At 67.2% G+C, this 22,111-nt stretch carries 23 protein-coding genes and 1 tRNA gene; 13 read left to right on the top strand and 11 right to left on the bottom strand.

Annotation, left to right across the window (positions count from 1 at the left end; genetic code table 11):
* Positions 1-312 precede the first annotated feature (312 nt).
* Positions 313-1,407: an aminotransferase-like domain-containing protein gene (locus tag Aco04nite_RS42740; RefSeq protein WP_213002900.1), complete on the bottom strand. Its 1,095-nt coding sequence runs from the start codon at positions 1,405-1,407 to the stop codon at positions 313-315.
* Positions 1,408-1,445: 38 nt separating this feature from the next.
* On the opposite strand from Aco04nite_RS42740, the gene Aco04nite_RS42735 reads away from it, so the two are divergent.
* From Aco04nite_RS42735 to Aco04nite_RS42715, 5 genes are all read left to right on the top strand, one after another.
* Entirely contained in the window at positions 1,446-1,895 is a 450-nt protein-coding gene (locus tag Aco04nite_RS42735) for an NUDIX hydrolase (RefSeq protein WP_244876703.1), read from the top strand.
* A 55-nt stretch (positions 1,896-1,950) separates the two neighbouring features.
* Positions 1,951-2,682 (top strand): phosphocholine cytidylyltransferase family protein, encoded by a 732-nt coding sequence (locus tag Aco04nite_RS42730; protein ID WP_213002899.1) that lies wholly within the window; start codon positions 1,951-1,953, stop codon positions 2,680-2,682.
* A complete protein-coding gene (locus tag Aco04nite_RS42725; RefSeq protein WP_213002898.1) occupies positions 2,670-3,731 on the top strand; it encodes an iron-containing alcohol dehydrogenase family protein in 1,062 nt (353 codons plus the stop codon). The genes Aco04nite_RS42730 and Aco04nite_RS42725 overlap by 13 nt, the downstream gene beginning before the upstream one ends.
* Entirely contained in the window at positions 3,706-4,476 is a 771-nt protein-coding gene (locus Aco04nite_RS42720; RefSeq protein WP_213002897.1) for a CDP-alcohol phosphatidyltransferase family protein, read from the top strand. The genes Aco04nite_RS42725 and Aco04nite_RS42720 overlap by 26 nt, the downstream gene beginning before the upstream one ends.
* Positions 4,477-4,572: 96 nt before the next feature.
* Complete coding sequence (locus tag Aco04nite_RS42715) at positions 4,573-5,439, top strand: SDR family oxidoreductase (protein WP_213002896.1); 867 nt, start codon at positions 4,573-4,575, stop codon at positions 5,437-5,439.
* Between the two features lie 56 nt (positions 5,440-5,495).
* Here Aco04nite_RS42715 and Aco04nite_RS42710 read toward each other — a convergent pair.
* Together Aco04nite_RS42710 and Aco04nite_RS42705 are read right to left on the bottom strand one after the other, a co-directional pair.
* Positions 5,496-5,583 (bottom strand) — tRNA-Ser (locus Aco04nite_RS42710).
* A 116-nt stretch (positions 5,584-5,699) separates the two neighbouring features.
* Positions 5,700-6,887 carry a DUF1996 domain-containing protein gene (locus Aco04nite_RS42705; RefSeq protein ID WP_244876702.1) on the bottom strand — a complete coding sequence of 396 codons (1,188 nt, stop codon included), beginning with the start codon at positions 6,885-6,887 and terminating at the stop codon, positions 5,700-5,702.
* 321 nt (positions 6,888-7,208) lie between these two features.
* Between Aco04nite_RS42705 and Aco04nite_RS42700 the strand changes: the two genes are divergently transcribed.
* The 3 genes from Aco04nite_RS42700 to Aco04nite_RS42690 all read left to right on the top strand — a co-directional run bounded on the left by Aco04nite_RS42700 (position 7,209) and on the right by Aco04nite_RS42690 (position 11,547).
* Positions 7,209-9,080, top strand: a complete 1,872-nt coding sequence (locus Aco04nite_RS42700; protein ID WP_308161723.1) for a ricin-type beta-trefoil lectin domain protein — start codon at positions 7,209-7,211, stop codon at positions 9,078-9,080.
* Positions 9,077-10,483, top strand: a complete 1,407-nt coding sequence (locus Aco04nite_RS42695; protein ID WP_213002894.1) for a ricin-type beta-trefoil lectin domain protein — start codon at positions 9,077-9,079, stop codon at positions 10,481-10,483. The genes Aco04nite_RS42700 and Aco04nite_RS42695 overlap by 4 nt, the downstream gene beginning before the upstream one ends.
* Before the next feature lie 89 nt (positions 10,484-10,572).
* Positions 10,573-11,547 carry an NAD(P)H-quinone oxidoreductase gene (locus tag Aco04nite_RS42690; protein WP_213002893.1) on the top strand — a complete coding sequence of 325 codons (975 nt, stop codon included), beginning with the start codon at positions 10,573-10,575 and terminating at the stop codon, positions 11,545-11,547.
* A gap of 186 nt (positions 11,548-11,733) precedes the next feature.
* On the opposite strand, the gene Aco04nite_RS42685 is transcribed toward Aco04nite_RS42690, so the two are convergent.
* Both Aco04nite_RS42685 and Aco04nite_RS42680 read right to left on the bottom strand, forming a co-directional pair.
* Positions 11,734-12,372, bottom strand: coding sequence for a hypothetical protein (locus Aco04nite_RS42685; RefSeq protein ID WP_213002892.1), 639 nt, complete (start codon positions 12,370-12,372; stop codon positions 11,734-11,736).
* 267 nt (positions 12,373-12,639) lie between these two features.
* Positions 12,640-13,092, bottom strand: coding sequence for a hypothetical protein (locus tag Aco04nite_RS42680; RefSeq protein ID WP_213002891.1), 453 nt, complete (start codon positions 13,090-13,092; stop codon positions 12,640-12,642).
* Between the two features lie 281 nt (positions 13,093-13,373).
* Between Aco04nite_RS42680 and Aco04nite_RS42675 the strand changes: the two genes are divergently transcribed.
* Entirely contained in the window at positions 13,374-13,826 is a 453-nt protein-coding gene (locus Aco04nite_RS42675; RefSeq protein ID WP_213002890.1) for a hypothetical protein, read from the top strand.
* 33 nt (positions 13,827-13,859) lie between these two features.
* Positions 13,860-14,192 carry a hypothetical protein gene (locus Aco04nite_RS42670; RefSeq protein WP_213002889.1) on the top strand — a complete coding sequence of 111 codons (333 nt, stop codon included), beginning with the start codon at positions 13,860-13,862 and terminating at the stop codon, positions 14,190-14,192.
* Position 14,193: 1 nt separating this feature from the next.
* Here Aco04nite_RS42670 and Aco04nite_RS42665 read toward each other — a convergent pair whose 3' ends face one another.
* Complete coding sequence (locus Aco04nite_RS42665; RefSeq protein ID WP_213002888.1) at positions 14,194-15,147, bottom strand: quinone oxidoreductase family protein; 954 nt, start codon at positions 15,145-15,147, stop codon at positions 14,194-14,196.
* A 95-nt stretch (positions 15,148-15,242) separates the two neighbouring features.
* Between Aco04nite_RS42665 and Aco04nite_RS42660 the strand changes: the two genes are divergently transcribed.
* A complete protein-coding gene (locus Aco04nite_RS42660; RefSeq protein ID WP_213002887.1) occupies positions 15,243-16,145 on the top strand; it encodes an AraC family transcriptional regulator in 903 nt (300 codons plus the stop codon).
* Between the two features lies 1 nt (position 16,146).
* Here Aco04nite_RS42660 and Aco04nite_RS42655 read toward each other — a convergent pair whose 3' ends face one another.
* The 5 genes from Aco04nite_RS42655 to Aco04nite_RS42635 all read right to left on the bottom strand — a co-directional run bounded on the left by Aco04nite_RS42655 (position 16,147) and on the right by Aco04nite_RS42635 (position 20,360).
* Entirely contained in the window at positions 16,147-16,890 is a 744-nt protein-coding gene (locus Aco04nite_RS42655) for an Ltp family lipoprotein (RefSeq protein ID WP_213002886.1), read from the bottom strand.
* A gap of 65 nt (positions 16,891-16,955) precedes the next feature.
* Positions 16,956-18,047, bottom strand: a complete 1,092-nt coding sequence (locus Aco04nite_RS42650) for an acyl-CoA dehydrogenase family protein (RefSeq protein ID WP_213002885.1) — start codon at positions 18,045-18,047, stop codon at positions 16,956-16,958.
* 152 nt (positions 18,048-18,199) lie between these two features.
* Positions 18,200-18,832, bottom strand: a complete 633-nt coding sequence (gene lipB / locus Aco04nite_RS42645) for a lipoyl(octanoyl) transferase LipB (RefSeq protein WP_213002884.1) — start codon at positions 18,830-18,832, stop codon at positions 18,200-18,202.
* Positions 18,832-20,022, bottom strand: a complete 1,191-nt coding sequence (locus Aco04nite_RS42640) for an RNA polymerase sigma factor (protein ID WP_213002883.1) — start codon at positions 20,020-20,022, stop codon at positions 18,832-18,834. The genes lipB and Aco04nite_RS42640 overlap by 1 nt, the downstream gene beginning before the upstream one ends.
* Positions 20,019-20,360: a YciI family protein gene (locus Aco04nite_RS42635; RefSeq protein ID WP_213002882.1), complete on the bottom strand. Its 342-nt coding sequence runs from the start codon at positions 20,358-20,360 to the stop codon at positions 20,019-20,021. Before Aco04nite_RS42635 ends, Aco04nite_RS42640 begins: the two co-directional genes overlap by 4 nt.
* Positions 20,361-20,541: 181 nt before the next feature.
* Between Aco04nite_RS42635 and Aco04nite_RS49345 the strand changes: the two genes are divergently transcribed.
* Together Aco04nite_RS49345 and Aco04nite_RS42625 are read left to right on the top strand one after the other, a co-directional pair.
* Complete coding sequence (locus Aco04nite_RS49345; protein WP_244876701.1) at positions 20,542-21,423, top strand: C40 family peptidase; 882 nt, start codon at positions 20,542-20,544, stop codon at positions 21,421-21,423.
* A 20-nt stretch (positions 21,424-21,443) separates the two neighbouring features.
* Positions 21,444-22,091, top strand: coding sequence for a GNAT family N-acetyltransferase (locus tag Aco04nite_RS42625; RefSeq protein WP_213002881.1), 648 nt, complete (start codon positions 21,444-21,446; stop codon positions 22,089-22,091).
* Positions 22,092-22,111: the final 20 nt, after the last annotated feature.

Below are 22,111 nucleotides of genomic sequence, written 5' to 3'. Positions count from 1 at the left end.
TCCCCCAGGGGTGCTGCGGTTCCGGCCGAGGTGGCGGGTCCCGCACGAGGTTACGCCCGCAATGTTGCCTGTGGACGGGCTGGCGGTCCGCTGCCGGTTGCGGGGGGGCGCCGGGCGGGCCGGCCGCATTTCGGGGGGTGAAGGGTGCGGGCACGGCCCACCCGGCGCCAGGGGGCGGGGTGGGTGTCAACGCGCCAATCCGCATGATCATGCAGCCTGACGCCGCAAGCATTGTGAGCTGTCCGCCGGTCCCGGGGGAAACCCGGAACCGGCGGGAAGCGCTGTCTGTCGGAAACCCGACAGACGGGCCGGTTACGCCTTGAGTTCGGCGATGGCTTCGGCGATCCGGCGGACACCCTCGTCGATCTGGTCGACGGTCACCGCGGAGAACGCGAGCCGCACCGAGCTCTGACCGCCCTCGAGCAGGAAGTCGGTGCCCTTGACGATCGCGACGCCCTTCTTCATGCCGGCGAGGAAGAGCTTGTCCACGTCGACGTCGTCGGGCAGGTCGACCCAGAGGAAGTAGCCGCCGTCGGGCTCCGTGAAGGTAGCGCCGGGGATGTGCTTGCGCAGAGACTCCGCCAGCACCCGCGCGCGCTCGCCCAGGGCCGCGCTCACGGTCTGGACCGAGCGGTCGATGTCACCGGAGACGCAGAACTGATGCACGATCGCCTCGGAGACCATGCCGGGCGAGATGTAGAGGTTGGTGGCCTTCTTGGCGACCGCGTCGATGAACGCCGCCGGACCGACCAGATAGCCGACCCGCACGCCGGGGCAGACCGTCTTGGTGAAGCTCGACGCGTGCACGACCAGGCTGTTCGTGTCCATCGAGAGCATGGAGGGCAGCGCCTCGCCCCGGAACCGGATGTCGACGTACGGGTCGTCCTCGAAGATCAGGAACTCGTACTCCGCGGCCAGCTCCAGCAGGGCCCGGCGCTTCTCCAGCGAGAGCGTGATGCCTGCGGGGTTCTGGTAGTTCGGGATGATGTGGGCGAACTTGGGGCGTACGCCGGACTTCAGGAGCCCGCGCAGCTCCTCGACATCGATGCCGTCGGACTCGAGCGTCACCTGGTGCACCTTGCCGTCGAGGTTCTGCAGGCTCAGCAGGGTGCGGTCGTAGGTGGGCTTCTCGACGATCACGTCATCGCCGGGCTTCACCAGGTGGTTGAAGAAGAAGGCATCCGCCTGCAGCGAGCCGTTCGTGACGATGACCTGGTCGGGCGAGACGCCGTGCTTGTCCGCGATCCACTTTCGCAGCGGCAGGTAGCCGACGGAGGTGCCGTAGGCCGTCATCCCGGCCGGATCGGCGTCGAAGGCCCGCGCGGCGGCGGCCTTCAGGCCGGCCACGTCGATGATGTCGAGCGACGGTGCGCCTCGTGCGAATGAGATCAGCTGCTCAGCGGTCATACCCTCAGCTTACGAGCAGGCTCTATATCATTTTAATCGTGTCCCAGGAACCGCTACGTGTCGCTGCCGCTCTCGTCGTAGGCGCGGACAACCGTATTTTCTTCCAGAAGCGATCGGCCCAACGGAAGCTTTTCCCGAATTCCTGGGATGTCGTGGGCGGCCACCTCGAACCGGGCGAAACGGTCGCCGAGGCGCTCGCCCGGGAGATCCACGAGGAGACCGGCTGGCATCTCGCCGAGGTGCTCGCCACCGTCGGTGACTACCGATACACCGGCGAGGACGGCTTCGAGCGCTGGGAAACAGACTTTTTGGTACGCGTGGACGGCGATCTCGCGCGCCCACAGCTCGAAGTGGGTAAACACACGGAGTTCCGCTGGCTCGCCGACAATGAACTCGACGTGCTGGACGAGAGCGCCCACATCAACGACGGCATGATCCGTCAGCTCGCGGAGGACGGCTTCGCGGTCCTGCACGGTCTCGGGACGTGAGAGCACCGACTATCCTCTGCTGGCACCCCCCTCGAACTTCGGAAGGAACCACCCCATGATCGGTCTGGTACTCGCCGCCGGCGCCGGACGCAGGCTGCGTCCCTACACCGACACGCTGCCGAAGGCGCTCGTCCCCGTGGACGGGGAGACCACGATCATGGACATCTCCCTGCGCAACCTGGCCGCCGCCGGGCTGACCGACGTGACGATCGTCGTCGGCTACTGCGCGAGCGCGGTCGAGGAGCGCAAGGACGCGTTCGAGCAGAAGTACGGCGTGAAGATCACCCTGGTCCACAACGACAAGGCCGAGGAGTGGAACAACGCCTACTCGCTCTGGCTCGCGCGTGACCGTTTCGCGCAGGGCGCGCTGCTGGTGAACGGTGACACCGTGCACCCCGTCAGTGTCGAGCAGACCCTCCTCGCCAGCCGTGGCCCGGGCATTCTTCTCGCTGTTGACAATGTGAAGAAGCTTGCTGACGAGGAGATGAAAACGATCTTCTCGGAAGATGGACGGCTCACGAAGATCACGAAGATCATGGATCCCGCGGACGCGTTCGGCGAGTACATCGGCGCCACGGTCATCGAGGCCGAAGCCGCCGCCGAGCTGGCCGACTGTCTCAAGGCCACCTGGGAGAAGAACCCCGACCTGTACTACGAAGACGGCTACCAGGAATTCGCCAACCGCGGCGGAGAGATCCGCGCCGCGACGATCGGCGACATCCCCTGGGTCGAGGTGGACAACCACGACGACCTCGCCAAGGCGCGGGAAATCGCATGCCGCTACTAGCCCGTAGCGTCCAGACGCCGCTGCACATCGACGTCCGCCGGGGCGCCGTCAGCGACCTGGGCGCGATCCTCGCCGACGGCCGGATCTCCGCCGGCGGCGACGTGGCCGTGGTCGTCGGCCCCGGCCAGGGCGAGAAGATCGCGGAGCTGATCCGCCCGTCACTCAAGTCCGCCGACGTCTACACGACCATCGGCGGCACCCTCGACGCGGCGATCGAACTGGGCGCGAAACTGCGCGCCCGCTCGTACGACGCGGTGGTGGCCATCGGTGGCGGCAAAACGGTCGACACCGCCAAGTACGCCGCCACCCGGTACGCGCTGCCCATGGTCTCGGTCGCCACGAGCCTGGCCAACGACGGCGTCGCGTCCCCGGTCGCGAGCCTGGTCAACGACGGCATCAAGGGGTCGTACGGCGTACACATCCCGATCGCCGTCATCGTCGACCTGGACTTCGTCGAGAACGGCCCGGAACGCATCAACCGCTCCGGCATCGGCGACGTGATCAGCAACATCAGCGCCCTCGCCGACTGGGAGCTCGCCCGCGAGGTCCGCGGCGAACCCGTCGACGGCCTCGCCGCGTCCCTGGCCCGGATGGGCGCTGAAGCGGTCCTCAACATGCCCGGTGACATGACCGACGACGCGTTCGTGACGGTGCTCGCCGAAGCCCTGATCTCCAGCGGCCTCGCCATGGCGGTCTGCGGCAGCAGCCGCCCCTCCAGCGGTGGCTGCCACGAGATCATGCACGCCACGGACTCGCTGTTCCCCGACACGGCCTCCCACGGCGAACTGGCCGGCATGGGCGCGCTGTTCTGCACCTTCCTGCGCGGCGACGAACGCCGCTTCGGCGAGATGTCGAACTGCCTCGCCCGCCACCAACTGCCCCGCACCCCGGCCGACGTCGGCCTGAACGTGGAGCAGTTCGTCCAGATCGTCGAGTTCGCCCCCCGCACCCGCCCGGACCGCTACACGATCCTCGAACACCTCGCGATGACCCCGGAAGAGATCCGCAGGAAGCTGGCCGACTATGTCGACGCCGTCGCCAAGCGCTGAGAATCCCCCCAACGCCACCACCGTCGCAGGCCCGCCGCCGGCCTCATCCGCACCCACCGCGGCCGACTACTACAAGGTGAACCGCGGAGGCGGCCTCTTCAGCGAGGCGATCAGCCAGCGCCTCGGCTCCCACATCGCCGTCTTCGCCCACAAATACCAACTGGCCCCCACGGTCCTCTCGGTCGCCAACCTCGGCCTGAGCTGCCTGGTGTCCTTCATCGTGGTCGCAGCGGCCGGCCCGGTCGCCGAAGGCCGCATCTGGGCCTGGCCCATCGGCCTGCTAGCCCTCGTCGGCTGGCAGTTCGCCTACGGCCTCGACTGCTCCGACGGCCAACTCGCCCGGGTAACGGGCCAGGCGAGCACCGCGGGCGGCCGCGTCGACGTCCTCTGCGACGTGGCAGCCCAGATCGCCCTGGTAGCGGCGTTGTGCGCAACGGCCTCCGCCCAGGTCCCGGCCACCCCGGCCTGGCTCCTGGCAGCCTTCGCCGGCACCTGGATGGTCAACCTGGTCACCTCGGTCATGCAGGGCGGCGACCAGGCCTCCAGCATGGTGACCAGCAGCGCCCTCCCGATCCGAGTGGTCAAACTGGTCCGCGACTACGGCGCGGTGATCGCCCTGGCCGGCGTGGTCCTCACCGTCGCCCCACAGTGGACAATCTGGGTAATCGGCGCCTTCACCCTCATCAACGGCGCATTCCTGGCAGCCAGCATCGCCTTCTCCGGCCGCCAAGCCCTACGTCTCTAGATTCTAAGCAGCGGTGGCCGCTCTACGCGGCCACCGCTTTCTCTTGCCCCCAAGTTGTCATTGACATCATTGTTGTCACCGCATACATTGTTGCCCGTGACAACTCCCCGCGAACCCCTGGCCGTCGTAACCGGAGCCTCCACCGGCATGGGCGCCGCCACTGCCGCCGAACTGGCTCGCCAGGGCTTCCACGTCCTGGCCGGCGTCCGCCGCGACACCGACGGAGACACCATCAGGGCTGACGGCGTCGAACCAGTCATCCTCGACATCACCGAGCCCGACCAGGTGGCCGCGCTGGCCGCCCGGGTCGCGGCAGATCACCGCCCGCTGGCCGCCCTCATCAACAACGCCGGCATCCAGGTGAACGGCCCGGTCGAGGCCCTGCCCATGGCGGAATGGCGCCGCACCTTCGAAGTCAACTTCTTCGGCCACATCGCGATGACCCAGGCGCTGCTACCGGCACTGCTGCGCAGCAAGGGCCGCGTCCTGAACATCAGCTCCATCGGGGGCAAGGTCGCCATGCCAACGTACGGTGCTTACGCGGGGGCGAAGTTCGCTTTGGAGGCGGTGAGCGACGCGCTTCGACGCGAGGTGGCACCTTTCGGCGTACACGTCATCGTTGTCGAACCCGGCGGCGTCCGCACTGAGATCGCCCACCGCGGGGTCGCAACAGCCAACCACCTGGCCGCGCAGATGACCCCCGACCAGGAGGGCCGCTACGGCGGCCTGGTCCACGCGATCAACACCCTGATGGAGACGGGCACGGCTTCAGGCCTGACCCCCGAGGCAGCCGCCCGAATCATCGCAAAGGCAGTAACCGCCCGCAGGCCCCGCACCCGCTACACGATCGGCCGCGACGCCGCGATGCTCATCGGCCTGGCCCGCTTCCTCCCAGACCGAACCCTCGACCGCGTAAGCGCCGCCAACCTCCGCCGCCACTACCCCAAGGCCGCAGCGGCCTGACCTGAAGCAGAACGACCGAAGGCCCAGCGATCAGCTGGGCCTTTCGATGTTTGAAGCGGAGGGCGTGGGATTCGAACCCACGGAGACGCGTAACGCCTCACCGGTTTTCAAGACCGGCGCCATCGGCCACTAGGCGAGCCCTCCCGGACTGTGGCGTACCTCAGTCTGCCAGATGGGGTTGCGGGGTGCTGAACGGACACGGGGCCTGGCCGGCGCGCCCCCGCGTCGGCCAGGCCCCTGTCTTGGGGATGGGTGGGTGGTCAGGGGAGGACGTAGTCGGTGGTGAGGACTGCCGTCGAGGGGGATTCGCGTTCGTCGTAGCCTCGGGCGTTGCATTGGCGGCCACCGTTGATGCAGGCCTTGACCAGGGCTTGGAGGGTGGCGGGGTCCCAGGCGTTCATGAAGTCGTAGTGGAAGGTGTAGCCGCGGCCGCTGGCGAAGTGGACGTCGGACATGTTGCCGTTGACGGGCCAGGCCATTTTGAATTCGAGCATCGGGAGGGCGACCGGGTGGTCGGCCGGGCAGGCGGCGCCGATCGGGTAGTCCTTGATGATCGGGTAGGCCATGTGGCTCTGGTGGTCGGGGGTGTCGAGGTGGATGCCGTCCCAGCAGCTCGGGGACTGGTAGCGGATGTTGAGCTGGGTGCTGGCCGTGGCGGGGCAGGTGGCGGGGATGTCGGCGTTCTTGTAGCTGTCGCCGCATTCGAAGCCTTCGACGGTGGCTTTCAGGAATGCGGCTGAGTCGGTGTTCTTAGCGTTGCCGACGACGAAGCGCAGGCCCTTGGGGAAGGGGCGGACCGAGGTGTAGTCGTTGACGCCGGCCTTGTAGTAGATGGTCTGTACGCCGACCGGGTTGACTGCCTTGTCGCCTTTGTAGAGCGTCGGCATCCAGTACGCGGACAGGTCGCCCTTCGCCAGGCATTTGGTGTCGCCGGCCGAGAGTGATGCCGGGGTGGTGTCGGCGTTGGTGGTCGTGTTGCCCATGAACGTGTGCGAGTGGGATGCGCCGGGGAGCTGGGGGAAGACGATCGGGTCGTCCGGCAGGTTGGTGCGACTGACCGCGCAGTTCGCCTGGAACTCGTGGAACATCTTGTGCTCGGGCACGAGATTCGACGGCGTCACATCCGTCACCGGCTCGGGCGCCATGACGTAGCCGTTCCCGGCAGCGGCCGAAACAGAAGCAGCGGCAGCGGCAGAAGCAGAAGCAGAAGCAGACGCGGAAGCGGAAGCGGAAGCGGAAGCGGATGCGGAACCAGTGGGGGACGCCGCGGCGGTGACAGCCGGAGCGATAGAAGCAGAGACGGACGGCCGCGCAGGCTTGTGGTGGCGCGGGCGGTCAGAAGCCGACGCGTACGTGAGCGACCCGGCAACCGTCACCGCCAGCGCCGCAGCGACGAATGCTGCCGGCGCGATGATGCGCCGCCTGCTGATCGGACGTCTGTGCTGCATGGCCGGGTTCCCTCCAGAGACTGCGACCAGTCTTGGAGCGCGCATACCCGCAGCTCAAGGCCGCTGAGAAAGCTCGGGCCACGTGGGGTGCATCAGCTGCCTCATCGGCTCTGATCGGCGAAGTTCTTGTTATGCACCCGAGCGGTCGCCGACAGTAGCTAAGCGAAACTTATATTAACTGTCTTAACAGGCCACTGAGCTGCGCAAACAGCAAACCTCAGCGCGAGATGCCTGGTTGACACAGCATAGATGGGCATGTTTATTGTTCAGAGCCTTACCTATTACGGCCAGGCCCCCACCTTCGGCCAAGGAGTCCCCACCGTGCCCATCCCCAGAAGAACCAGAGGAAAGAGAGCCCGGACCGCCCTGCTGACCGCTTCGGTTCTGGTCGGCGCCGGCACCGCGATGGTGCTCGCGCCCAGTGCCTTTGCGGCGAATGAGCAGGTCCAGGTCTATCTGACGACCACGAGTGACAGTGCCGGGCGGACCGTCACGCGTGGGCTGCAGCAGCAGACGCCGGTGAGTTTCGCGGCGAGCTCGGGCAGCGCCAACCAGACGATCACCGTCAATGAGAACACCACGTATCAGCAGTTCGAGGGCGCGGGTGCGTCGTTCACGGACACCGCCGCGTGGCTGATCAACGGCAGCGGTGCGCTGAGCGCGGCCACCAAGGCCGACGTCATGAACAAGCTTTTCAGCCCCACAGCGGGCATCGGCGTCAGCGCCGTCCGGAACGTCATCGGGTCCAGTGACCTTGCGAGAAGCAGCTATTCGTACGACGGGACGTGCTGCGACCTCAACGATTTCACGCTGACCCGTGATGTGGACGTGCTGGCGCTGACGAAGCAGGCGCGGAGCCTCAATCCCCAGCTCACGCTGTTTGCCTCGCCGTGGTCGGCGCCGTCCTGGATGAAGGACAACAACTCGTACGACCAGGGTTATCTCAAAGCGGAGTACTACAAGGCCTATGCCCAGTATTTCGTGAAGTACATCCAGGCGTACGAGGCCCAGGGCGTACACGTGAATTATGTGACCGAGCAGAACGAACCCGGTTGCTGTGCCGGCTATCCGTCCATGCAGTGGAGCGTTTCGGGGTTGCAGTCGTTCGCCAAGAACGACCTGCTGCCGGCGCTGCAAGCGGCCGGGCTGAGCACGAAACTGCTGGTGCACGACTGGAATTACAGCGACTACGACACGTGGGGTGCGCCCCTGGTCAACGACGCGGCGATCCGGAACCACCCCAATTATGGCGGCGTCGCCTGGCACGGTTACGGCGGCGATCCGAGCAAGGCTTCGACGGTACGCACTCAGTACCCCTCCATGAACCAGTACTTCACCGAGCATTCCGGTGGCACCTGGGTCGGCAATCAGCACGCCGAGGACATGAACAACCTCATCGACTACACCCGGAACTGGGCCCGTTCGTGGACCAAATGGAGCCTCGCGGTCGACCAGAACATGGGCCCGCACAACGGGGGTTGTGGCACCTGCACCGGCCTGGTGACCGTGCACAACGGGGACAGCCGCAGCGGGCAGGTCGATTACACCGTCGAGTACTACACGATGGGTCACCTGACGAAATTCGTGAAGCCGGGCGCCGTACGCGTCGACTCGACGGCCAACAGCACCGTCAAGAACGTGGCGTGGAAGAACCCCGACGGCTCCAAGGCTCTGATCGCTTACAACACCAGCGGTAGCACGCAGACCGTGAAGGTGAATTGGGGCGGCCAGTCCTTTGTCTACAGCCTGCCGACCCGCACGTCCGCGACTTTCACCTGGTCCGGAACGCAGTCCGGGGGCGGCGGCACGACTGGTGGCGCGATCACCAGCAACCTCGGCACCTGCCTCGACGTGACCGACGGATCGACGGCGAACGGTAATTCTCCGCAGATGTGGAGCTGCACCGCCGGGCCCAATCAGAGCTGGACGGTCGGTGCGGACGGAACGGTTCGCGCGCTCGGAAAGTGCCTGGACGTCAAGGACAACGCCACGGCGGACGGCTCGGCCGTGCAGCTGTGGGACTGCGCCGGTGGCGCCAATCAGCGGTGGACCTTCAACGCCGCCCATGACCTCGTGAACGTCGGTGCCGGCAAATGCCTGGACATCGTCGGGAACAGCTCCGCGAACGGCGCCAAACTGCAGATCTGGACCTGCACGGGCGCCGCCAACCAGAAGTGGAACGTGCCCGCATGAGACTTCGCTCGAAAATCCTCGCCCTGTCCACCTCGGCCCTCGCCGTCGGAACGCTCGGTCTGCTCGGCGTGACGAATGCGCTGGCCGCGACGACCGGCTCGATCTCCGGGCTCGGTGGCAAATGCCTCGACCTGACCGACGGGTCGACCACGAATGGCAACCTGCCGCAGATCTGGACGTGTGTGGCCGGTTCCTCCAACCAGACCTGGACGGCGGCGGACAACGGCTCGCTGCAGGTGAAGGGCAAGTGTCTCGACGTCGCCAACAATGCGACCACCGACGGTGCCGCGGTGCACGTCTGGGACTGCTACGACACGGTGGCGTCCCAGAAATGGCAGATCAGCAACGGCGCGATCATCAACACCGCGTCCGGCAAATGCCTCGACGTCAAGAACAACACCTCGACCGACGGCACCAAACTGCAGATCTGGACATGTACGGGAGCCGCGAACCAGAAATGGACAGTGGCCGGCTCAACGACGCCTCCCACGAGCCCCACCACCCCGCCGCCCAGCACCGGTGGCCCCGGGGCCAAGGCAGTAGCGCCGTACTACTACACCGGCTGGGGCAACCCGCCGAACCTCACCACGGTCAAGAACGCCACCGGCGTTACCTGGTACACGATGGCGTTCATCCTCAACAGCGGCACCTGTGACCCGAAATGGGACGGCAGTCGCGCGCTCACCGGCGGCGCTGACCAGACGGCGATCAACACCATTCGTGCCAACGGCGGCGACGTTGTGATCTCGTTCGGTGGCGCGGCCGGCCCATGGCTCGAGCACACCTGTTCCAGCGCTTCCGCGCTCGCTGCCGCGTACCAGAAGGTCATCAATGCCTATGGCCTGAAGGCAATTGACATCGACATCGAGGGCACGCCCTACAACTCTGCGACGGACCAGCAGAAGACGGTCGACGCCCTCAAGACGATCAAGGCCAACAACCCCGGCATCACCACGTACATCACGCTGGGCAGTCTGACGACCGGACCGGACAGCTCGCTGATCAACCGCGCGGCGGCCTCGGGTCTGCAGGTCGACGGCTGGGGCATCATGACGTTCGACTGGGGCAGCACCGGCAACAACCAGGGCGCCCTGACGATCCAGGCCGCGGACGGGCTCAAGAACAAGCTCAAGACGGCGTACGGCTACAGCGACGCGGACGCGTACAAGCACGTCGGCATCTCCTCGATGAACGGGATCACCGACGAGAACGCCGTCGTGACCCTGGCCGACATGCGCACCATCACCACGTACGCGCAGCAGCACCAGATCGCCCGGCTCACCTTCTGGTCGCTGAACCGCGACCGGCAGTGCTCCGGCGCGTACCCGAATGACGACACCTGCAGCGGCGTCACGCAGTCGGCGTACGAGTTCACCAAGATCATCGGTGCCTACAAGGGCTGAGATCTCCCGAATCGGAGCCTGCGGGTGGCGGTGGGTGCCGCCCGCAGGCTTCTTCGTTTTTTGTCGTACGCGTGGGGCAAGCTGAACCCATGCACGCGATCACGATCGACCAGCCCGGCGGCCCCGAAGCGCTCAAGTGGACCGAGGTCCCCGACCCGTCCCCGGCCCCGGGCGAGGTGATCGTCCAGGTCACCGCCACCGCGGTCAACCGCGCCGACACGATGCAGCGCCAGGGCTCCTACCCGCCGCCGCCCGGCGCCTCGCCCTACCTGGGCCTGGAATGCTCCGGCGTGATCGCCGCGGTCGGCGCCGACGTCACCGGCCACCACGTCGGCGAGCGGGTCTGCGCGCTGCTGGCCGGCGGCGGCTACGCCGAGCAGGTCGCGATCCCCGCCGGTCAGCTGCTCCCGATCCCGCAGGGGCTCTCGGTGCAGGAGGCCGCGGCGCTCCCCGAGGTTGCCTGCACGGTCTGGTCCAACGTCGTCGACATCGCCCGCCTGCGCCAGGGCCAGACCCTGCTCGTCCACGGCGGCGGCGGTGGCATCGGCACCTTCGCCGTCCAGCTCGGTAAAGCCCTCGGTGCCACGGTCATCGTGACCGCCCGCAAACAGAAACACGACCAGCTCAAAGCGCTCGGCGCCGACCTGGCCATCGACTACACCGACACCGACTTCGTCCAAGCGGTCAAAGACTTCACCAACGGACACGGCGCCGACGTCATCCTCGACATCATCGCCGCCAAATACCTCGCCCAGAACCTCGACGCGGTCGCCATCGACGGCCACATCGTCACCATCGGCATGCAGGGCGGCACCAAGGCCGAGCTCGACTTCCGCAAGCTCCTGTCCAAACGCGCCTCACTCTCGGCAACCTCCCTGCGCCCCCGCCCGATCCCTGACAAGGCCCGCATCGTCAAGGGCGTCCACCACCAGGTCTGGCCCCTCATCGACGCCGGCACCATCCGCCCCATCATCGACCGCACCTTCCCGATGTCCGCCGCCGCAGACGCCCACCGCCTCCTCGAAACCAGCGACCACCTAGGCAAAATCCTCCTCCTGGCGTAACCCTTCCTTGATCAACCGCCCGTAATCGTCATCGCCCAGCTCCCGCCGTTACGTGAGCCTCAGATGAGGTTCAGCGCATTTGGAGGAGTACATACACGAGCGGCCCCGATCTTGATGGACCGGGGCCCTTCCGTCCGAACACCCTCCGGATTGGGGTGATCGCGCCACGCCCTGAGGCTGGTAGCTCTAGAGCAGCTTGATCGAACTCACATAGAGTTGCGGCACGGTGGTCTCGCCACCGATCTGCGTCTCATACGAGTACGAGCCGGCCACGATCACCTTCGCTCTGAACTCGTCGTCCTGAACCAGGTCTGACAGTTGACCCTCATCGCCCACCAGCATGGTGTTCGTCGGGTAGTCGAACGACCATTCCTGATTGCTGGCGCCAACATCGGCGCGGAAAACGCTGCTTCCTGTCGCCGAGTCGAACTGAGTCACCGACCCGTATACGACCACCGTCTCACCGCTGTGCGCGTCTGGATCCTTCGCGATCTTCAGCCATTGCCGGGCCGTCAGCTTCTTGTACGACGTCTTCACCGGGGGTTTCCTCGCTGTCACGGGCTCCGGTGCGGCCGTCGGTGCTGTCGTCGTCGGGAGTGTCATTTTCGTGCCGTTTTGCTTCGCCGGCATCTGCGACTGCTGCTCGTCCGACGGACCGCGGCCCGTATTGAAGACGGCCACCGCGACGCCACCACAGCACAGCAGCACAAACCCGCCGACGATGCCGGCGATTAGCCTCGTCCTTCGAGGCTTCCTGTGTGACACCGTCTGGTAGTAGCCAGGCTGAGGTGCCGTGTAGGGCGGGGGAGGTTGCTGGTAGCTCATGGGCATGCTCCACGGACCGGGCGAGTGGTTTGGGAGTGCGGCCGGACCCGGTCTACGACACCAGCCGCGATGAGATCAACTCGTCATGTCCCACGGCCGGACCGGCACCAAAAGCCAGGCGTGCGCGTCAAGTAGCCAGCAGTGGGCTGATGAGCCCTTACGTCAGCCAGATACGGGGTGTTGCTCACTTCCTCGCCGACCAGCGGCGCGTCCTCTCGAGTCCTACGCCGCATGAAGCCCAACCGCCTCCTCGAAACCAGCGACCACCTAGGCAAAATCCTCCTCTTGGCGTAGCCCCTCCTTGATCAATCGCCCGTAATCGTCATCGCCCAGCTCGCCGATCCCGGCCCGCGCCAGCTCGAGATGCTCCCGCGCGCGGCCGGGATCGCCGAGCTTGCGGTAGCACGCACACAGGGTGAGATGCAGCGACGGATACAGCGCGGCCACCGACATCGCCACTCCCGCCTCCGACAACCGGGCGTCGGTCAGCCGATCGGCCGCCGCCAGCGCGCGCAGATCCCAGAGCAGCTCCTGCTGGGGGTTGTCCTGCACATCGGCCATGGCATGCGCGAGAACGCTGACGTGCAGCGGGTCTCCCCGCTCCCCGCCGATCTCGTCCCAGATCTGCGCGAACAGAAGGCGAGCAGCCTCGGGCTCGCCCCGGTTGTGGTGCAGATCCACCGCTTGGGCGATCCGGGAGAGCTCTTGACCACCAGCCATCGGCACTCCTTCTCTTGATGGCGAGCTAGTGTGCCGCGAGGTCTGTGGGTTCATGCGGTTGAGCGGATGCTGCGATGTCGACCTCTCGCTACCAGTCTGTGATCCGACATCAAAAAATTGTAGTTGCATCGACACTTATTGTGATCGGGCAAGTTCACGGGAACCCCCGCCGGGAGGTGCGAGTGGCCGCCGCCGTTGCAGCGGTATCCGATGTGCCTACCTCGCCCTGGTCGCTGACACAGGGGATTTCTTCCAGCGCGGCAGGTCGCTACCTTGCGTCGATGACCAGCGTTGCCTCCGTCGTCAAAGCCATAGACGTCAACCGGCCCGGCCTGTCCGTCACGAAGCGGAACCTGCTGTTGTTCTTCGCCCAGGGCCATTACCTGGCCCGCGGCGGCGGTGCTCTGTTCGCCGAAGCCCTCTACGCCACAGACGATGGTGTCGACCTCGACGATCTACCGCTACCCGATGCTGTCGAGCCACCGGGTAGCGGAGCGCTGAACACAATCAACACCGTCCTCATGCGATACGCCGATCTCTCGCCGACTGACCTGCGCACCCTCATCCGGGCATCGCAGCCGTGGCAGCTCGCGAGGAAGTCGTCCTCGAGCCCGCGTATCGAGTGGGCTTGGTTGACCGACTGGTTCACCCGCGCCGAGGAGATCGACGACCCCGACGACGGGCGACCGACCAGGACCCAGATCGCAGCGTGGGGAGCCGGTCGAGCCGGCTAGGCCGCATGCGCCACACCGCGCCAGGGAGGCTTGATGAGCAGCTCGGACGAACTGTGGGAGCTGAAAGGATTCCCGGAGGTGGTCGGGTGCCCAGGCGGCGACGACGACGGCGTCCAGGTGCAGCGGGCCTACGATGCGTGGAGGGAAACCCGCAAGATCCACCCGATGCGGGAAGCGACGGAGCTCGACCCTGATACCGACCGCTACACGGCTACGGTCAAGGGCGCTTACTACGTCGACGAGCATCTCGTTTTGCAGCAGTTCAAATGCGACTACCAGGTCAATCCTGGCCCCTGGGGTACGCCCGGCGAGGTGATCTACGTCTGGTCGGGGTTCGTTCCGTCGCTGGATCAACTGGACTGGTGAGCTACGGGAACGTGACGACGATCTTGCCCAGCGGGCTCTGACGTGCATAGTGGATCGCGGCTTCGGTGGCCTCGTCGATGGTGTAGCGGCGGGCGATCGGCACGGTCAGTGTCCCGGCAGCGGCGGCTTCGAGGAGTCCTTGGGTGCCGTCCATGTCGAAGATGAAGTGCAGGTCGATGTCGTCCCGGCCGGTCTGGGAAAGCTCCGGCGCGGGCCAGACGATCGAGACCAGGCGGCCTCCGGGTCGCAGGGCCCGGGCGGCGGTGGGCAGGCCGTCCGCGAAGAGCACCAGGTTGAGCACAACATCGACACCCGAGGGGTACGCGTCGTAGCCGACGACTCGATCCGCGCCGGCCTTGAGCAGAAAGTCAGTTCCCTCAGCCGTACGAGCGGTGGCGATGACCGTCGCGCCGGTGTCGGCCAGCAGCGGGATCACCGTGGCGCCCACGCCGCCGGTGGCGCCGATCACCAGGACCGACTCGCCGGGCTGCACCTTGGCGACGTTCATCAGCGCGAGGGCGGTTCCGCCGGAGATCGGCAGGACGGCGGCGACGTCGGCGAGCACGTTCGCCGGGCGGTGGGTGATCTTCGGGGTGGCGGCTTCGAAGACGGCGTACTCGGCCAGGGTTCCGGTGCTCAGCGACGGGTTCGGCGCGTCACCGACGGCCGCCCGCAGTGCATAGGGCAGAGCCTGACCAAACACTTCATCACCCTTTTGGTACGCCGTAACGCCCGCACCCAACGCGGTGACAGTTCCGGCGAACTCGGTCCCCAGCACGTACGGGAATTCCAAGGGAACCGGGAACAATCCTGCGACGGCTCGGATGTCGGTCGGGTTGATCGGCGCCGCGGCGATCCTCACCCGGATCTGCCCCGGGCCGGGCTCGGGCACTGGGAGATCGGCGATCGTGAGCTGTTCGGGTTGTCCGTAGCCAGTGGCGGCGAGTGCTTTCATGATTATCACCGTACGAAGCATGTAGTGCGACAGTCGATACTCATATGCGTCAACAAATTGATCCTATGCCTCACGGGCGGGGATAGGATCGCGGCATGGATCTGGTGACCGACGTGCTCGAGGTGTCCGGGGTCAGCAGCACCGTCGGCGCCCGCATCGAGGCCGGCGCCGGGTGGAGCCTGGCCCTCGACGACTACCCCGGGGCGGCATTGCACGCGGTCACCGGCGGCAGTGCGTGGCTGTCCCTGCCCGGCCGCGACCCGCTCGAACTGGTCACCGGCGACATCGCGCTGATCCCGGCGGTCGTCCCCCACCGGCTGAGCGACGCACCCGGCCCCACAGCGACGCCGTGCGCACAGATGCCCGCGAGCGGCGTGATCCAGGTCGGCACGCCGCCCGTACGCACCAGGATCGTCACCGTTCACTACGACTGTGACCACGAAGCGCGTACCCAGATCCTCGGCACCCTGCCCGACTTCCTGCTCATGCGCGCCGGCTCGGCAGCAGCAGGTCTCGACGACACCGTACGCATGATCGGCCGCGAGCTCACACACCCACAATTCGCCACGACGGCCCTGCTCAACAGCCTCGTCGACGTCATGCTGATCCAACTGCTGCGCGCCTGGATCCCGACCCGCCCGCCCGAACTGCGCGGCACCTGGCTGGGCGCCTTCGAGGACCCGATCGTCCAGCAGGCCCTCGAACACCTCCACGCGGACCCGGCCCGCCCGTGGACAACCGCAGCCCTCGCCGAAGCCATCGCGGTATCCCGGGCCACGCTGTCCCGGCGCTTCCCGGCCGCCATGGGCCAGAGCCCCGGCGCCTACCTCACCCAATGGCGCATGGACCTGGCCGCCAACCGCCTCCGCAAAACCCACGACTCCATCGAAACCATCGCCGCAGCAGTGGGCTACGGCTCAGCACCCGCGTTCGTCAGGGCATTCGCCCGCTCCCGAGGCAAGTCGCCGGCCCGCTACCGCCTCACCCGCTCGCTCTGAGTCAGAGGCCGGCTTTGTTCACTCCGTAGACCGCCTGGGAGTGGGTGTAGCCATCACCGGCGTCCGATTCCAGCTGCTGGATCAGCCCCTTCCTGGAGAACGACGTGAATTCGAGGTAGCTCTTTGCGGACTTGGCGGCCTGCTCATTGAAGTCGATGTGCAGGGAGTCGACCGCGTACGTCGCTGCCTTCCGCGAGTAACCGTCGCCGGCGTCCGAGGACAGCTGCTGGATCAGCCCCTTACGTGAGAAGGCGGTGAATTCGAGATAGCTCTTGGCCGCCCGCACGGCGTTCTCCTCCTCCGCCGAAAGCACCTTGGCGGTAGCCGGCTTCGCAGTGGTGGGCACGGCCGTGGGGGGAGCGGTGGCCGTCACCGTCGGCTGGGTGGTGGCTTCGATGACGGGCTGGATGCTCGGGCCGGTGGTCGCGACCGTGCTTGCGGGGACGACGGCTGTCGCGTTCACGGTCGTTGAGACGGCGGAGCCCAGTGCGACGAGCACGATGATGTTGATGATGAAGGCCACTACGCCGAGCGTGAGGCCGATGGCGGCCCTGGTCCTGCTCGCCACCTTGGCCAGCGCGATGGCTCCGATCGCGATCGCTGCCACGCCGAGGAGCAGGCCCAGGAGTGGCACCCAGGAGAGCACGAGTGCGGCGACGCCGATGCTGAGCGCCCAGAGGGAGAGCGGTTGCCGTGCGATGGGCGGAACTGGCGCGTAGGACGGCGGGAACGGCGGCTGGGACATGGCAGCGGGACCTCTCGGTGGACGGAGGCTTGATTGCCTCTACACCGATCCCTGGCGGACAGGATCTAGATCCGGACGCTGCTCACTTCCTCGCCCAACAACATCGCGCCGACCGTCTCGGTGACCTCGGGGGAGACCATGGCGTGCTGGGTGGCGACGTGGATGTCGCGAAAGTGGCGTTGCAGGGGGCTGGTGTCGTAGACGGCGTTGCCGCCGGCGGCCTTGTAGACCAGGTTGACCGCTTGGGCGGCGTTGGTAGTGGCGGTGGTGATGGCCAGGCGGAGGAGGGCTCGGCTGGCTGTGTCCGGGCCGGCTGCCGCGACGGCTTCCGATAGGTACGCGAACCCGGCGCCATGTAACGCCATGGCCTGCGCGACGGCGGTCTGAGCGGTGGGCCGGGACGCGAGAGGCTTGCCGGTGAGCGGGTTGATTTTGGACTTCGCGAGTTCGGTGAAGTCCTCGATCGCCGCGCGGGCGATGCCGAGGGACACCGCGCCGATGCCGAGCGCGAGTAGCGACAGGGCTGGGAAGGCGTACAGGGCGCCTGATTGGGTCGGGGGTTCGGCCAGGGAGAAGGTGCGGTCGTCGGGAACGAACACGTCGTCGGCCGCGAAGTCGTTGCTGCCGGTGCCGCGCAGGCCGGAGACATGCCAGGTGTCGTGGAAGGTGAGCGACGACGGCTCCATGACGAACAGCCTCGGGCCCGCCGGGGTGAGGGCGCCGCCGATGAGCCAGGTCGCGTGACGGCCGGCGCTGGCGAACGCCCAGCGGCCGGTGACGTGGTGGCCCCCTTCGACGGGGGTGGCGCGGCCGGTCGGGGCGGCGACCCCGGCGATCAGGAAGTGCGGATCCTCCAGCATGGACCGGGCGGTGGCGGGCGGAAGGTGCCCGAGGGCCATTCCGGTGGCGGCGGCGATCATCGCGGTCCAGCCGGTGGAGCCGTCGGCGCGGCCCAGCTCTTCGAAGACGCGGATCAGGATGACCGGGTCCGCTTCGAGGCCGCCGCAGTCCGCCGGGGCGGCCAGCCGGAAGACGCCCAGCGCCGCGAGCTGGTCGATGAGCGATGCCGGGATCTCGCGGTCCTGCTCGATCTGGGGCGCGAGTTTGCGGATCGTCGGCGCGAGCGCCCGGAGATCGTCAAGAAGTGACAGCGGCATAACGCTGAGTATTGCGGATGACGGGCGGATGGGGGCCGAGCATCCTGAACCCATCATGAGAGACACGTGGCCGCGCTCGTCTTCGCGATGACGACGGCGGGCTGCTGACGGAGGCGTACGAAACGACGTTCTTGACCGTGGCCGCGCTGAATTTACGGCTGTTTTCCCAGGTGGAGGGCGATAGCGTCGAGGATTTCGGCCTCTGGTGGCAGTGGAATACCCTGCTGGGCCGAGAGTTGCCGCAGCGAGGTCATCGCGACATCGTCGAGGCTGCAGGCGACGAAGGTGTCGAAAACCGACAGGTCCGGGTCGATGTTGAGGGCGAAACCGTGGCTGGTGACGCCGCCGCGGATGCGCATGCCGATCGAGACGAGCTTGCGGCCGTCCGGCGTCCACACGCCGACCAGGCTGGGTGATCCCTTCGGCGTGTCGCGGCGCACCGCCGTGAAGCCAAGATCGGCGAGTGCGGCGATCAGGCCGTTCTCCAGCCACCGGACGATGTCGCCGGGGCCGCGTTCGTGCAGGTCAAGCACCAGATAGCCGATCAGCTGCCCGGGACCGTGATAGGTCGCGTGGCCGCCGCGGTCAGCGAGCACGGCCGGGATGTCCGACAGCGATCCGGGCAGGTCGGTGACGGGCGTCGTGTGGCCGTACGTGATGACTGCGGGATGGCTGAGCAGGAAGAGACGATCGGGTGCCGTGCCGGCCCGCCGCTCCGCGACCCAGTCGGCCATGCGGCGCATGGCATCGTCGTAAGGCACTTCCCCGAGGTCGACGCGTTGCATCACCCCAGTCTGCTCCGCCTCAGCAGATATGCCCGCTCGGCCTCGTTCCCCGTGGCCCCCGCCGCCCGCTCGAACTCGGCGGTCGCCTCCTTGGCCCGGCCGAGCGCGGAGAGCAGTTCGGCGCGCACAGTGTGGAACACGTAGTAGCCGTCGAGCGGCAGCCTGTCGACGATTTCCAGTGCGGGAGCGGGACCGTGCACTTCCGCCAGCGCGACCGCTCGGTTCAAGGTGACCACGGCCGTCGGCGTCACCGCCATGAGCTGGTCATAGAGCGTCAGAATCGCGGCCCAGTCGGTGGCCGGGGCGGTCGGCGCGATGCTGTGGACCGCATTGACAGCCGCCTGGATCTGGTACGGGCCCGGCCGCGAAAGTTGCACGCAGGAGCGCACGATCGCCTGCCCCTCCTCGACAAGCGCTCTGTCCCACCTGGACCGATCCTGGTCACCGAGCCGAATCAGCGCACCATCCACTGTGGTTCGTGCGGGGCGGCGGGCGGCGATCAGCAGCATCAGCGCGAGCAGCCCCTGGACCTCCGGTTCGGCGGGCATCAGGCCGGCCAGCATCCTGGTCAGCCGGATGGCTTCCGTGCACAGATCGTCACGGGTCAGGGCCGGGCCGCTGCTGGCCGCGTACCCCTCATTGAAGATCAGGTAGAGGACGGCCAGGACCGGTTGCACCCGTTGTGCGAGCTCGTCGTCGCCGGGTACGCGATAGGGGATGCCCGCGTCCCGGATCTTCGCCTTGGCCCGGACGATGCGCTGGGCCATCGTCGGTTCCGGCACCAGGAAGGCGGCCGCGATCGCCGGGGTGCTCAGCCCGCCGAGCAGCCGCAGGGTGAGCGCGACCTGCGCCTCCTGCCGCAGCGCCGGATGGCAGCACGTGAAGATCAGTCGCAGCAGGTCCTCGTGGTCGCCGACGGGCTCGTCACCACGCATCCGCACGGCCTCCGCCTCCTTCTCGCCGCGCACGGCTTCGCGCCGGAGCCGGTCGACGGCCCGGTTCCGTGCGGTGGTGATGATCCAGCCGGCCGGGCTCGGTGGCAGTCCCTCGCGCGGCCAGCGCTCGGCTGCCACGGTGAACGCGTCCTGCACCGCCTCCTCGGCGAGGTCGAGGTCGCCGAGGTAGCGGGTCAGGACGGCCACCGCACGGCCGTATTCCGCGCGGTGGACGTCGCCGATGGGATCGGTCACTGCTGGAAGGGCCGGACTTCGATCGGGAGCGTGGTGACGGCGGCCATCCGCTCGCCCCACTTCAGTGCGGCGTCCAGGTCGGGTGCCTGGATCACCGTGAAGCCGCCCAGGTGTTCCTTGCCCTCGGTGAACGGACCATCGGTGACCAGGGCGCCGGTGGCGCCCGAGCGCACGACGGTGGCGGTGTCGGGCGGGCACAATCCGGCGCTGAAAACGAAGGCTCCGGCGTCCTGTAAATCCTTGGTCAGGGTCGCCAGACCACGCATGATCGGCTCGAGAACAGCGGCTTCCGGGGCCGGTCCATCGGGCTGGTAGATGCTCAGCAGGTAAGTCTTCATCGCAGGCTCCTCAATAATTTCTCCGACGTCCAGTACACGATCGGGCGTCACTCGTTTCGACTCCTGGCCAGGCTTATTTTTCTATTCCGCGGTTTGTGGACCCGTTTGTGTGTTGGCATGGTCGACGGAATTACCAAATGCCCGGGTTCCCATTGTCGCTGCTCAACGGGTGACAACCGGCGTGGCTGCAGGTTCGGTCGCGTACGAATGGGATTCGCGTGAGTGCCCCGGGCCGAGTTCGGAGGCTTCGCTGTCCCGTCCGTCCACCGGCCGTGTATTGGCCGCCGGCGCTCTCGCGCTGGCCGTCAGCACCCCGGCACTCGAACCCGTTGATGTCGCCGCGGAAATGCACAATTCCCCCATCGTTGCGACTGCCGCAGCCGCACCGTCACCGGCCCTGGAAAGCCGGCTCCTGGAGCAGCGAAAGGCCTCACGGGCCGCGGTCCGGCGCTCTGCCGCCCGTCCTGCCGCGAGCGCGCTGCGTGCGGCGCACCGCCAAGTTCGCGCCGTACGCCGGGAGCAGTCCCGCCGTGCCGCAGCCGAACGTGCCGCCGCGCAGCGCCGAGCGCTGAACGCCCGAAAAGCCGCCGCCGAGCGCAGGGCCGTGGCCAAGCGCCGCGCCGTAGCCAAGCGCGCGATGGCCCGCCGGGCGCCCGCGCGCAAGTTCGCGGCACAAAGCGCCCACCGAACCGTCCGGCAGCGGGCCAAGCGCGCGGCGACCCGGCGTACCCCGGCCGGAATGGCAGCGGTGCTGGCCTTTGCCCGGGCGCAGGTCGGAAAGCGATACGCGAGCGGCGGTGAGGGCCCGAACTCGTACGACTGCTCGGGATTCACCAAGAGCGCGTACGCCCGAGCCGGTTTGCGGCTCCCGCATTCCTCGGGTGCGCAAGCGGCTCGTGCGCACACCGTTTCCCGAGCGGCGGCGCGCCCCGGTGACCTCGTTGTCGGCAGCGGGCACGTGGGCGTCTACATGGGCGGCGGAATGATGATCGACGCCGGGAACTCGCGTACCGGGGTGGTGTATCGCAGGCTCTACAACGGGTTGCACATCGAGCGCTTCTGATCTCTGCCACAATGATCGCCATGATTGCGGAGCATTGGCCGATGTTCGGGCTGCGGCTGCGTACGCCGCGGCTCGAACTTCGCCAACCGGACCTGGCCGATCTCGCCGAGCTGGCGTCGCAGGCGGCCCGGGGCGTGCACGATCCGGCGATCATGCCGTTCGCCATGCCCTGGACCGACGCCGAGCCCGAGGAGCGTGCCCGCGCCACGATCAAGTGGCACTGGCAGGTGCTGTCCCGCTGGACGCCCGAGCACTGGGCGCTGCCGCTGGTGGCGGTCGCCGACGGCCGGGTGATCGGGACCCAGGAGATCGCCGGGAAGAATTTCGCGATCCTGCGCGAGGTGGAGACCGGGTCATGGCTCGGCCTGGAACATCAGGGGAAGGGGTACGGCACCGAGATGCGCGCCGCGGTGCTGGCGCTCGCGTTCGCCGGGCTGGGCGCCGAATACGCGACCACCGAGGCGTTCGCCACGAACCACGCGTCCTATCGGGTCTCCCAGAAGCTCGGCTACCTCGAAAACGGGATAAAACGCCATGTTGTACGCGGTGAGCCCGTCATCGGCCGCCGCATGGTTCTGGACCGGGCCGGGTGGGACTCCGCGCGTACGGTCGACGTCGAGATCTCCGGTCTTGAGCCCTGCCGGGCGATGTTCGGCCTGTCTTCTTGAATCGAGCGCTCCGCCGCCGA

The sequence above is a fragment of the Winogradskya consettensis genome, from assembly GCF_018332715.1.
Lineage (GTDB): Bacteria > Actinomycetota > Actinomycetes > Mycobacteriales > Micromonosporaceae > Actinoplanes > Actinoplanes consettensis.
The sequence above is the reverse complement of the archived record's forward strand: the minus strand, read 5'-3'. Positions and strand labels throughout refer to the sequence as shown.